Genomic DNA, 10,563 nt, shown 5'->3' on the forward strand with positions numbered 1-10,563 from the left:
GAAATTAATTCGTTTGCTTTTGCAATCAGTTTGTTTTCAAAACTGATAAATTTATCTGTGTAAAGGCTGATAGCAGATGTAAAGCATTGGGAAAACCTGCCAAAGTATTAAGCAGCTGAAGTTTCCCAATTATTGAGTAGCTGAAATACACAATGCTGGTGTATCGAGGTTTATTTTAGGTGGTTTTGCCATGTTTATCATCAGTGTTCCCCTATCAATTGAGGCCGTGAAACTAACCTCGCCACAAGAGAGCTCATAAAGCACTGTAAAGACATTCCTGTTATTATTGCGTTTTGAACTGCCCGAATGGTATACGAGCTGATACGAGATATTCTTGCCTGGAAAAATACAGGCGCGCCTGATTTTTTATCCGATGGATGAATCAATTCTGGCTGTTGTGTTTTTGAAATCTCTTCAAACACGCGCATTAAATTATAGCTCATTGCAGTCAGGCGCATTTGATTTTCAAGTGAGCGGGTATTGGAAGACCAAGCTTTAGTTTCCTTGAAATTACTTTTAGTGTTATTGAATGTCTTTTCAATCGTCCATCGCTTGAAATACAGCATGGCAATGGTTCCAGGGTTAATAGTCATTGGCAAGGTTGTCACAAACCGGTGAAGTTTTCCGGTTTCTGGATCACGGTAATCCACCACGTTAAATTTGATGCCCTTGTTTTCGTACACACTGTATGCTTCAACCCCTGTATTGATCTCATGGCGGGAGTCAAAATGGATAGACTCAACCAGAGTCGCAATTGAATTTTCTTTTAGCATTGAAATCATGTAATTAGCATGTCGTTTCTGCCGATCCCACCAGACAAAGTCGGTGACGGCTTTATCGTAGACATAGAGATGTTTCTGAGAGCTGTTATTTCCCTTGTTTTGCTTTTCAATATGATTTCGTAACACAGGTATTTCTTGATGTCTCTGAGTTCCGTTTGTCACCAGACAAAGAAATCTGAGCAACCCACTTCTGAGATTCAACGCGTAAATCCCCCCGGCCGCATAAACTTTCCCCTTGCTGTTTTTTTCAGTATGGCAGGCATGATCAATAAAATGTCCATCCGCTGCTTCTATGGTGTATTCGTCAAGTTCTGGGAATGCTTTAAGATAATCAATGCCTTGCGATAGCAGTGTTTCAGCGTGAAGATGATAGCTCTGCTGTTCAAATGCCTCAAGCATACTTGTTCGTCTATGCGACTTCAGTGATTTAAAATACGTTGAGTGGGGAAGCAGCTGGCCATAAATCTGTTCATTGGTTTGGAGGAAATGGCGACCACTATCGACTACACTGATACAGCGTAATAACCCAAGGCGAATAAAGTCGATATATCCTTCAACTCTGGGCATGAACGAGCCCACAAAGGATGACGCTCTGCTAACAGGGCACGTTCCATACTTTCATTGCAGTGTTGGTGAATATGTTCAGAGAGTGGTAGGTCTTTAAGCATGGGTGATATCCGTTTATGAGGTGATTAAAACGGAAATTTTTAGAAGAATTTTTTCGGTAATTGCAAGCTTTATTTGAAATTATTTGTTGTTTTTTTACGCTGCCTACAGAGTGTCTATTTGCTGTTATAAGTGGTTAAAATCAAAAAGATGGAAATATTCGATTGGTGCTACCTTCATGTAGGTTATAGGCTGCTTTGTTTAGGTACTTCTTCTTTCAATGGGAACACTGATGATGTTTATAGCAAACCCCTACTTAATTCCCCTTAGACAATAGCATTTGAAACGAATGAAAAGACTATTTTTTTCATATAGTTGTAGCATAGTTTCAATTTTACCATAAATAATTATTGGGAAACTTCAGTTAAGCAGGATTATCACTATCAATAAAAATGCATTCCATATGGCAGTGACTTTGTATTTTTTGCATCAGCGCGAGTACGCCAAAAATCTCTGTAGCATAGTGCCCACCAGCAAACATGTGAATGTCGTTTTCCTGACTCTCATGCCAGTCATGCTCGGATATTTCTCCGGTAATATAAGCATCAAGTCCGGCTTTTTGCGCTAATGCCCAGTCGCTGTTTGCGCCGCCGGTAATGATACCTACGGATTCTACTATTTGATTTTCATCTGGGCTGGCGATAATCACATCATGGTTCAGCACGGATTGTAATTTTAGGGCGAATTCTTTTGCGGGTAGCGGTTGATCGAGCAGGCCTTCTATTCCTGTGGGATTGCCTTTATATTCGCCAAACGGGCGCTGCTGTTGACAGCCGAGCAGGTTACCTAATACTGCCGCATTGCCGACTTCGGGGTGTGCGTCTAGGGGTAAGTGGTAGGCAAATAAGTTGATGTTGTGTTGTACTAAAGGGAAAACTCGCTTGGCAAAAGCCCCCGTTAGTGTGCGCGTGCCGTGGAAGTGCCAGAATAAACCGTGGTGTACAACCAGGGTATCAGCGCCCAGTTCGGCTGCCTGGGTGATAGAATCACGCGTGGCAGAGACTGCAAAGGCTATTTTCTGGATATTTTCAGCGCCTTCTATTTGCAGCCCATTGGGGCAGTAATCTTTGAAAATTGCAGGATTGAGTAAATCATTAAAATAGCAGTTTAATTCACTCCTGTGCATGGTTTTCTTCCTCGAATTTTTGCCATAGGGCTTTAAATGTGTCGGTAAGCGTCATATCATTATCAGCGACACGTTGAGAAATTTCTTGAATGTTAATCCACTGGCCACCATCGATTTCCCCGGCTTCCAGCGTGAACGGCCCGTTGTGCGAACTGCGGTAGACCTGGACGAATTCCATGCCTGTTTCGGACTTTGCTGGTAGTTTGAATAGCAATTCAAGTGTTGCGTCTACACAGACACCGAGCTCTTCGATGGTTTCCCGGTGGGCGCAGACATCGTAACTTTCTCCGGCATCGACATGACCAGCGGCTGAGGTATCCCAGAGCCCGGCATTGATATCTTTACTGAGTGAGCGCTTTTGCAAAAATAGCTGCTGCTGGTCATTAAACACCAGAATATGCACAGCTCGATGGCGTAAGCCGAGTTGATGGACTTTATTGCGGGGCTGGTTTTCGATGAATTGGTCATTTTCATCAACTACAGCAATCAGTTCCTGGTTCATATGTCTCCCAACAAGAATAAACCTTGAATAATCAGTCCGGTTATTATTCGCTGAATATTCCAGGATAAAGGCTTTTGCCTTTTTTAGTATTGGGTTATTCTAAAACATTCATTAGCTAATGCGGTAATATTATGGCAGGACGTAGTGAGCATAGTCAGGCAGAAATCAGGCAAATGGTACTGCAGGCGCGCCATGCTACATCACGAAATTCTGGGACTCCTGTCGCCATAATTCGTTCACCTACGCAGCGGATGGGAGATGCCCTGAACGCCCTGCGTCCGCAACGACTACGCACAAAAGCCGCTTCGTCATTACTACCTCACTGGCTGGACGGCTATTCGGAATGCAATTCTTGCTCCTCTCGCGTGCTGCTAGTACACGTCGAATCAGAGAATTGCCCTGTCGCCTATCAGGGACTAAAAATCACCACTTCGCTAACCCATCTTCGTCACTTTCATCTTTCTAAGCCATTGATTCATCGGTTTAAGCGATTTTTTGTCGAAAAATTCTCTTTAAAATCAATGGTGTTTTTTTTGAAAGTTTTGTAGTGCCATTTATATTATTTTTGTCGATAAATTCATTGACTTTTGTCAAAAAAATCATCATTATTTGAGTGTAATTTACATGCGACAAAAATACTCTAAAAAATCCAACGTTTTATACAAAAACACAAAATCTGTAGTGCCAACTGGCTACTTTTTAAAATTTCAACCAATTGATTTATAACAACTACATCATCAATAGTGACGAAGATGGGCTAAGCTCCGTTTCCATGATTTTCAGCGGAGGCAGCAGAAGAGATTGTCCAGGAAGATGGGTATTCTGCGTTAAAAGTGCGTAAAATTGCCGCTGATATTGGTTATACCGTAGGAAGTATTTATATGGTTTTTACCAATATGAATGATTTAAATATGCATATTAAGGCGCGAACATGGCAGAAATTGCATCAGCATCTGCATGCGCAGCTAAAAAAAATGCACCTGTACAAAGTATTGCGCGTGCCTATCTTGATTTTGCCATTGCCAATCAAGGCTTGTGGCGCATGTTGTTCGAGCATCAATTAGCACTCGGCGAACTTGTGCTATCATGGTATATGCAGGAAACCCAGCAGGTCTTTGCGGTGCTTTTTAAAGTGCTAAGAGAACTGGATAAGCAGCATTCCGATGCTGAAGTACAGCTGGCTGCACAGGCGCTAATGAAAAGTGTGCAGGGAATAGCGAATGCAAAACCAAACCCAGCAAGCCATTAACTCAACTAAGGTAGAGGTTGAACTGCTAGCCACTTGTTTTATGCGTGGCTGGCTCGATGAGGCAAAGTAATGAATGAAGTTTCTATGCAGCAAGTAACGCCGATGGCAGAGCGTAGGGAATTAATATCCTGGGCATTGTATGATTTTGCTAACTCAGGTTATACCACGGTGGTGATGAGCACGATTTATAGCACTTATTTTGTCGGCGTTATTGCCGTCAGCAGTGTGGATATGGTGGCAGGCATGCCGACTCTTTTGTGGTCGATAGCTATAGGCCTGGCGAATTTTGTAGTGATGATTATCGGGCCTGTGGTAGGGGCGCTAGCTGATCACCAGGCGAGAAAAAAAATATTTTTATTGATCTCCAGCATCGGCTGTGTACTGGCAACCGCATTATTGGCATTTGTAGAGCCGGGGGAAGTGTTGTTATCAATGCTGCTGGTTACAATCTCAGCGATTATGTTTGCGCAAGGTGAAAACTTGATAGCCGCATTTTTACCAGAACTAGTGCCGAAAGAAAAAATGGGCCGCATGTCGGGCTATGGCTGGAGTGTTGGTTACTTCGGTGGTTTGCTAACCCTGGGATTATGCTTATGGCTTATTACCTGGGGACAGCAGCAGGGCATGGCGGATACCGATATTATTCCACTGACCTTGTTACTCACCGCTGGCATCTTTGCAGTTTCTGTCATGCCGACTTTTCTCTGGTTGCGTGAGCGCGCCGTGGCGCAGCCCGAAGAGGATATTTCCTATTTTCGTTTAAGCTTCAGCATTTAAGCAGTAACCAGTTTACCCTTAAACTCGATGTTCAAGTTTTTGATATTGAGAAGGTAAAATCAGGTATTCTGAGGTTGTTGTAATTTTATCGGTGTAAGCCCATGTTAATGAATGCCCCAGCCACCTTTATCCAAAGCTATATTGACGATTTAAATGATGCGCTCAATCAGCTAAAACCCGGAGCCGCTTTGACACGGATTCAAGCCGCCTGGTTGGGCACTTGTTTAACGGGCATACTGCTAATGAACTCTGTTTGCTGGGCTAAGTTTGAGCGAGCAAGCCTTGGAGATTGCAAAGTAGCCGCATTATCCTGGGTGTTTCGTAAAGCAAGTATACCCTGGGACTGGTTGCTACGGGTGAGTGTGGTCTTAATTTTAAAACGTTATGGCATTACTGAAGGTGTGTTGGCCTTTGATGAATCAGACCGAGCACGATCTAAGTCTACAAAACGTATTTATAAGGTTTACAAGCAGAAACACAAAGGCTCCGGCGGGTATGTTAATGGACAAACGATAGTATTATTGCTGCTAGTTACCTCATCCAGTACAGTGCCTGTCGGTTTTTTCTTTTATATGCCGGATCCAGCCTTAAAGCAGTGGGATAAAGAAGATAAACGGTTGAAAAAGAGCGGTATAGCAAAAAAAGATCGGCCTATTAAGCCTGAACGTGACAGTGCCTACCCGACCAAAACAGAGATTGCATTAGGCTTATTAAAAGAGTTTAAAGTTGCGCATAGCCTGATTAAAATTAAAGGCGTACTGGCTTGATGCGCTGTATGGTGAAAAAGCCTTTATGGACGAAGCCGCTAAAGAATCTGGAGGCTCGCAGGTGATTAGCCAATTACGTAAAAACCAAAATATTGAATATAGAGGTAAAATAAGGTCAGTCGAGAGCTACTTTAATTCGATTAACAAAGGCATTGATCAGATAATACGTGTACGTGGCGGCAAAGAGATTAAAGTGACTGTCAGCAGTGCACGATTGAAGGTGAGTTCTCACAGTAAAAAACGCTTTGTCATTGCCTTAAAATATGACGGTGAAAACGACTATCGCTATTTAGTGGCGACAGACCTGACTTGGCGCACACAATATATTATTCAAGCCTATACGTTGAGATGGCTGATTGAGGTTTTCTTTGAGGACTGGAAGCTTTATGAAGGATGGGGGCGTGAGGCCAAACAATTAGATGAAGAGGGATCAAGCCGTGGCCTGATTCTGAGTCTTTTGTTTGACCATTGCCTTCTCCTTCACCCAGAGCAAATAGCCCGCATTGAAAGCAAACTACCTGAGTATACCGTAGGTAGCTTACAGCGCAAGTCTCAAATGGATGTACTGCTTGAGTTCATCACGTCATTGCTAAAGTTTCCAGATCCTGGTGATAAGCTGAAAGAGTTAGGTGAATTAATAAAGGATGTGTTTCAACTGATGCCATCAGGAAAACATATGATTGGCAGAGATTTAGGGCGCTTAGGGCCAACAGCATCATTAAAGTATTGTTCTGCTGGGTGAAGGTAAGAGTTTGATGGCAATGGGATGGAAAAACTTGAACATCGAGTATCAGCTCGTATACCATTCGGGCAGTTCAAAACGCAATAATAACAGGAATGTCTTTACAGTGCTTTATGAGCTCTCTTGTGGCGAGGTTAGTTTCACGGCCTCAATTGATAGGAGAACACTGATGACAATTTTTAACAAAATCATGGTCGATAAAGCGATAGGGCAGTAACTCATCTCGCCCTAGGGGAATGCCTAATCGAGTTGTCTGAATAATTGTTTCCGGGGCTGTGTGCACATCTTCAATATAAAACTGATCGGGATCAAATGTATGCTGATCCCAGTCAGTCACTTTCAGGTTTAGTGCGCGGCATAATAAGGTTTGTCCATTGCACAGTTTTTCTAGGGGACGGGATTTTCCGGAAGGGTGTGAGTTGAGCGACTGCATAGTGGCAATGCTTGCTGGTGTGGGCAGAGAGCCAAGGTATGGAAAGGCTGATTTGATCAATACCGCGTTACCCTTGCCCTGACAACTGATGTTCAGTGAGTCGTGGCTGCCTTTTTCTTCCAGATAATAGGCTTCTGTCTCGATAATTCTGGCAGCTAGCCACTGCTGATTGAATTTGCGCCGGATAACTTTACCGAGCAATTGCTTGGCAACAGTACAGGCATCGGTATTAAAAAAAGTGGCAGTTAATATACTCATAGCTGAAAGTGTAACTAATTTATGACTTTAAACTGGAAAAATCTCATTCTTATTAAAAATATTGCTCTCAATGAATAATCATCAGGGCTATCAAATTCGCCGTAGCTCCAGGGCCAAACGGCTACGGATTGTGGTGACTGCAGATAAAGTAGAGGCGGTTGCCCCTTTGCGCATGCCGGAAAGGAAAATTCATCAGTTTATGCGTATCCGGGCTGGCTGGGTAGAGGCGGCAAAAAATGAAGTGCAACAGCATGTTGATAGTGTTACCAGCTTGGCACCTGCCAGTTATCAGCAAGGCGCACTGATTCCGTATCAGGGGGCGCAATACAAGTTGCAGATTTATATGACCCGTGAAAAGCAAATTAAAATTGCTTTCGAGCAATGTTTTACCGCTTATGTGCCGGAATGCATCAGTAAGGACTTAAATCAGCGAGAACTCAGTCAACAGATCCAGTCAGCTCTCATTAGCTGGATGGGGCAGGAGGCTGCAAAGCAGGCGGCAGCATATGCTGATAAATATGCCCCAATGTATAAATTAACGCCACGCTCCATTAGTATCAAAGCTCAGAAAAGTCGTTGGGGGAGTTGTGGCATACATAATGATATTAATTTAAACTGGCTATTGATTCTGGCACCGGCAGCGGTATTTGAATATGTACTAATCCATGAGTTGTGCCATATAGAGCAGCGCAATCATTCTGCTGCGTTTTGGGCGCTGGTTGCCAGGCACTGCCCTGATTATCAGCAGCAAAGAGGATGGCTTAAGCGCTATGGGGCGAGTCTGATGTTGGGCTTATGAAACTGGCTATAAATTGAACACTAGTCGTTTGTGATGCTTGTAGGGCGTAGCTTCAGCGACCGCCTTTAAATTCACTTCGGTATTGGTAGGCTGAAGCCACGCCCTACAGTTTTAAACATGTCCCGTGTTAAAATGCTAACAATGAAATTAATAAGAGATGTGTTTTTTATTGTGGTTTTTGTCAGCTTATTACAGGCTTTTATGCAGCGTGATATGCGTACGGGAATAGCGCCTGAATTAGTAGTTAAAACTATTCGAGGTGAAAATGTGGCTGAGCTGATAACCGATAAGCCGGCCATTATTTATTTTTGGGGTAGCTGGTGTGGTATTTGTACCGCGATCATCAGTGTTCCCCTATCAATTGAGGCCGTGAAACTAACCTCGCCACAAGAGAGCTCATAAAGCACTGTAAAGACATTCCTGTTATTATTGCGTTTTGAACTGCCCGAATGGTATACGAGCTGATACGAGATATTCTTGCCTGGAAAAATAATGGATTCACAAAACGATCTCGTTTTTGGGCCTGTTGCTGCCTTATCTCCAGAGCCTCGCTATCGCTGAAAATCATGGAAACGTAGCTTAGCGAAGTGGTGATTTTTAGTCCCTGATAGGCGACAGGGCAATTCGCTGATTCGACGTGTGCTAGCAGCACGCGAGAGGAGCAAGAATTGCATTCCGAATAGCCGTCCAGCCAGTGAGGTAGTAATGACGAAGCTGCTTTCGCTGTCAGCCCCGGACGGGCTGATAGTCTCCAGAAGGCGCAGGGAAATTTGCCAATCCGAAGTGCGCGATAGCGCGCGAGGGAGGCTAAAATTTTATCCCGAATAGCCGTAGAGCCATTTGTGGTAGCCATGACTGAGCTGCTTTGTGCTCAGTCTGTGGCGGACGCAGGGCGGCTGGAGCATCTCCTATTCGCTGCGTAGGTGAACGAATTACGGCGACAGGAGTCCCGGAATTTCGTGAGGTAGCATGGCGCGCCTGTGTGCGTAGTCGTTGCGGACGCAGGGCGTTCAGGGCATCTCCCATCCGCTGCGTAGGTGAACGAATTATGGCGACAGGAGTCCCGGAATTTCGTGAGGTAGCATGGCGCGCCTGATTTTTTATCCGATGGATGAATCAATTCTGGCTGTTGTGTTTTTGAAATCTCTTCAAACACGCGCATTAAATTATAGCTCATTGCAGTCAGGCGCATTTGATTTTCAAGTGAGCGGGTATTGGAAGACCAAGCTTTAGTTTCCTTGAAATTACTTTTAGTGTTATTGAATGTCTTTTCAATCGTCCATCGCTTGAAATACAGCATGGCAATGGTTCCAGGGTTAATAGTCATTGGCAAGGTTGTCACAAACCGGTGAAGTTTTCCGGTTTCTGGATCACGGTAATCCACCACGTTAAATTTGATGCCCTTGTTTTCGTACACACTGTATGCTTCAACCCCTGTATTGATCTCATGGCGGGAGTCAAAAGGGATAGACTCAACGAGAGTCGCAATTGAATTTTCTTTTAGCATTGAAATCATGTAATTAGCATGTCGTTTCTGCCGATCCCACCAGACAAAGTCGGTGACGGCTTTATCGTAGACATAGAGATGTTTCTGAGAGCTGTTATTTCCCTTGTTTTGCTTTTCAATATGATCTCGTAACACAGGTATTTCTTGATGCCTCTGAGTTCCGTTTGTCACCAGACAAAGAAATCTGAGCAACCCACTTCTGAGATTCAACGCGTAAATCCCCCCAGCCGCATAAACTTTCCCCTTGCTGTTTTTTTCAGTATGGCAGGCATGATCAATAAAATGTCCATCCGCTGCTTCTATGGTGTATTCGTCCGCTGAAAATCATGGAAACGGAGCTTAGCGAAGTGGTGATTTTTAGTCCCTGATAGGCGACAGGACAATTCGCTGATTCGACGTGTGCTAGCAGCACGCGAGAGGAGCAAGAATTGCATTCCGAATAGCCGTCCAGCCAGTGAGGTAGTAATGACGAAGCGGCTTTTGTGCGTAGTCGTTGCGGACGCAGGGCGTTCAGGGCATCTCCCATCCGCTGCGTAGGTGAACGAATTATGGCGACAGGAGTCCCGGAATTTCGTGAGGTAGCTCATGGAAACGTAGCTTAGCGAAGTGGTGATTTAGTCCCTGATAGGCGACAGGGCAATTCGCTGATTCGACGCGTGCTGCTAGCACACGTCGAATCAGCGAATTGCCCTGTCGCCTATCAGGGACTAAAAATCACCACTTCGCTAAGCTACGTTTCCATGATTTTCAGGCTCTGGAGATAAGGCAGCAACAGCCCAAAAACGAGATCGTTTTGTGAATCCATTATTTTTCAGGCAAGAATATCTCGTATCAGCTCGTATACCATTCGGGCAGTTCAAAACGCAATAATAACAGGAATGTCTTTACAGTGCTTTATGAGCTCTCTTGTGGCGAGGTTAGTTTCACGGCCTCAATTGATAGGGGAACACTGATG

Annotated in this window: 16 protein-coding genes and 2 pseudogenes; 8 read left to right on the forward strand and 10 right to left on the reverse strand. The window is 44.1% G+C overall.

The window, feature by feature from the left end; genetic code table 11:
• Positions 1-200: 200 nt before the first annotated feature.
• The 5 genes from K6984_RS19965 to K6984_RS19985 all read right to left on the reverse strand — a co-directional run bounded on the left by K6984_RS19965 (position 201) and on the right by K6984_RS19985 (position 3,371).
• Positions 201-1,349, reverse strand: coding sequence for a transposase (locus tag K6984_RS19965; protein ID WP_221897107.1), 1,149 nt, complete (start codon positions 1,347-1,349; stop codon positions 201-203).
• A complete protein-coding gene (locus K6984_RS19970) occupies positions 1,286-1,450 on the reverse strand; it encodes a hypothetical protein (protein ID WP_221894278.1) in 165 nt (54 codons plus the stop codon). The genes K6984_RS19965 and K6984_RS19970 overlap by 64 nt, the downstream gene beginning before the upstream one ends.
• A gap of 362 nt (positions 1,451-1,812) precedes the next feature.
• Positions 1,813-2,574, reverse strand: coding sequence for a Nif3-like dinuclear metal center hexameric protein (locus tag K6984_RS19975; protein WP_221897108.1), 762 nt, complete (start codon positions 2,572-2,574; stop codon positions 1,813-1,815).
• Positions 2,561-3,076: an NUDIX hydrolase gene (locus K6984_RS19980; protein WP_221897109.1), complete on the reverse strand. Its 516-nt coding sequence runs from the start codon at positions 3,074-3,076 to the stop codon at positions 2,561-2,563. Before K6984_RS19980 ends, K6984_RS19975 begins: the two co-directional genes overlap by 14 nt.
• A 154-nt stretch (positions 3,077-3,230) precedes the next feature.
• Complete coding sequence (locus K6984_RS19985; protein WP_221897110.1) at positions 3,231-3,371, reverse strand: hypothetical protein; 141 nt, start codon at positions 3,369-3,371, stop codon at positions 3,231-3,233.
• Here K6984_RS19985 and K6984_RS19990 point away from each other — a divergent pair.
• From K6984_RS19990 to K6984_RS31455, 6 genes and pseudogenes are all read left to right on the forward strand, one after another.
• Positions 3,328-3,624: a hypothetical protein gene (locus K6984_RS19990; protein WP_221897111.1), complete on the forward strand. Its 297-nt coding sequence runs from the start codon at positions 3,328-3,330 to the stop codon at positions 3,622-3,624. The two genes, K6984_RS19985 and K6984_RS19990, sit on opposite strands and share 44 nt — an antisense overlap.
• A 249-nt stretch (positions 3,625-3,873) precedes the next feature.
• Positions 3,874-3,972: pseudogene (locus K6984_RS34265) on the forward strand (TetR family transcriptional regulator); the annotation flags it as partial.
• Between the two features lie 35 nt (positions 3,973-4,007).
• Positions 4,008-4,325 (forward strand): TetR-like C-terminal domain-containing protein, encoded by a 318-nt coding sequence (locus K6984_RS31445; RefSeq protein ID WP_230988203.1) that lies wholly within the window; start codon positions 4,008-4,010, stop codon positions 4,323-4,325.
• 69 nt (positions 4,326-4,394) lie between these two features.
• Positions 4,395-5,102 carry an MFS transporter gene (locus K6984_RS20000; RefSeq protein WP_230988204.1) on the forward strand — a complete coding sequence of 236 codons (708 nt, stop codon included), beginning with the start codon at positions 4,395-4,397 and terminating at the stop codon, positions 5,100-5,102.
• Positions 5,103-5,203: 101 nt separating this feature from the next.
• Positions 5,204-5,869, forward strand: coding sequence for a hypothetical protein (locus tag K6984_RS31450; RefSeq protein ID WP_230988205.1), 666 nt, complete (start codon positions 5,204-5,206; stop codon positions 5,867-5,869).
• Positions 5,870-5,894: 25 nt separating this feature from the next.
• Positions 5,895-6,611, forward strand: a complete 717-nt coding sequence (locus K6984_RS31455; RefSeq protein ID WP_230988206.1) for a hypothetical protein — start codon at positions 5,895-5,897, stop codon at positions 6,609-6,611.
• Positions 6,612-6,759: 148 nt separating this feature from the next.
• Here the strand turns inward: K6984_RS31455 and K6984_RS20010 are convergent, their stop codons facing one another.
• Positions 6,760-7,302 (reverse strand): DNA-3-methyladenine glycosylase, encoded by a 543-nt coding sequence (locus tag K6984_RS20010; RefSeq protein WP_221897112.1) that lies wholly within the window; start codon positions 7,300-7,302, stop codon positions 6,760-6,762.
• A 70-nt stretch (positions 7,303-7,372) separates the two neighbouring features.
• Between K6984_RS20010 and K6984_RS20015 the strand changes: the two genes are divergently transcribed.
• A complete protein-coding gene (locus K6984_RS20015; protein ID WP_221897127.1) occupies positions 7,373-8,101 on the forward strand; it encodes a M48 family metallopeptidase in 729 nt (242 codons plus the stop codon).
• A gap of 343 nt (positions 8,102-8,444) precedes the next feature.
• On the opposite strand, the gene K6984_RS20020 is transcribed toward K6984_RS20015, so the two are convergent.
• The gene (locus tag K6984_RS20020) at positions 8,445-8,954 is read right to left on the reverse strand and encodes a hypothetical protein (protein ID WP_221897113.1); all 510 of its coding nucleotides are present in this window, start codon (positions 8,952-8,954) and stop codon (positions 8,445-8,447) included.
• A 12-nt stretch (positions 8,955-8,966) separates the two neighbouring features.
• On the opposite strand from K6984_RS20020, the gene K6984_RS34270 reads away from it, so the two are divergent.
• Positions 8,967-9,197 carry a hypothetical protein gene (locus K6984_RS34270; RefSeq protein ID WP_263458812.1) on the forward strand — a complete coding sequence of 77 codons (231 nt, stop codon included), beginning with the start codon at positions 8,967-8,969 and terminating at the stop codon, positions 9,195-9,197.
• A gap of 78 nt (positions 9,198-9,275) precedes the next feature.
• Here the strand turns inward: K6984_RS34270 and K6984_RS34275 are convergent.
• The 3 genes and pseudogenes from K6984_RS34275 to K6984_RS34280 all read right to left on the reverse strand — a co-directional run.
• Positions 9,276-9,911: pseudogene (locus K6984_RS34275) on the reverse strand (transposase); the annotation flags it as partial.
• The gene (locus K6984_RS20030) at positions 9,883-10,134 is read right to left on the reverse strand and encodes a hypothetical protein (RefSeq protein WP_221897115.1); all 252 of its coding nucleotides are present in this window, start codon (positions 10,132-10,134) and stop codon (positions 9,883-9,885) included. The pseudogene K6984_RS34275 and the gene K6984_RS20030, both read right to left, overlap by 29 nt.
• Before the next feature lie 20 nt (positions 10,135-10,154).
• Entirely contained in the window at positions 10,155-10,277 is a 123-nt protein-coding gene (locus tag K6984_RS34280) for a hypothetical protein (protein ID WP_263458813.1), read from the reverse strand.
• Positions 10,278-10,563: the final 286 nt, after the last annotated feature.

It is taken from the genome of Bathymodiolus japonicus methanotrophic gill symbiont, assembly GCF_019721995.1.
In the GTDB taxonomy this organism is placed as follows: Bacteria; Pseudomonadota; Gammaproteobacteria; order Methylococcales; family Methylomonadaceae; genus Methyloprofundus.

Coding starts and splice junctions, on each gene's coding strand:
- K6984_RS19965 (WP_221897107.1), bottom strand. CDS start 1,349: ATGCCCAGAGTTGAAGGATATATCGACTTTATTCGCCTTGGGTTATTA.
- K6984_RS19970 (WP_221894278.1), bottom strand. CDS start 1,450: ATGCTTAAAGACCTACCACTCTCTGAACATATTCACCAACACTGCAAT.
- K6984_RS19975 (WP_221897108.1), bottom strand. CDS start 2,574: ATGCACAGGAGTGAATTAAACTGCTATTTTAATGATTTACTCAATCCT.
- K6984_RS19980 (WP_221897109.1), bottom strand. CDS start 3,076: ATGAACCAGGAACTGATTGCTGTAGTTGATGAAAATGACCAATTCATC.
- K6984_RS19990 (WP_221897111.1), top strand. CDS start 3,328: ATGGGAGATGCCCTGAACGCCCTGCGTCCGCAACGACTACGCACAAAA.
- K6984_RS31445 (WP_230988203.1), top strand. CDS start 4,008: ATGGCAGAAATTGCATCAGCATCTGCATGCGCAGCTAAAAAAAATGCA.
- K6984_RS20000 (WP_230988204.1), top strand. CDS start 4,395: ATGAATGAAGTTTCTATGCAGCAAGTAACGCCGATGGCAGAGCGTAGG.
- K6984_RS31450 (WP_230988205.1), top strand. CDS start 5,204: ATGTTAATGAATGCCCCAGCCACCTTTATCCAAAGCTATATTGACGAT.
- K6984_RS31455 (WP_230988206.1), top strand. CDS start 5,895: ATGGACGAAGCCGCTAAAGAATCTGGAGGCTCGCAGGTGATTAGCCAA.
- K6984_RS20010 (WP_221897112.1), bottom strand. CDS start 7,302: ATGAGTATATTAACTGCCACTTTTTTTAATACCGATGCCTGTACTGTT.
- K6984_RS20015 (WP_221897127.1), top strand. CDS start 7,373: ATGAATAATCATCAGGGCTATCAAATTCGCCGTAGCTCCAGGGCCAAA.
- K6984_RS20020 (WP_221897113.1), bottom strand. CDS start 8,954: ATGGCTACCACAAATGGCTCTACGGCTATTCGGGATAAAATTTTAGCC.
- K6984_RS20030 (WP_221897115.1), bottom strand. CDS start 10,134: ATGGGAGATGCCCTGAACGCCCTGCGTCCGCAACGACTACGCACAAAA.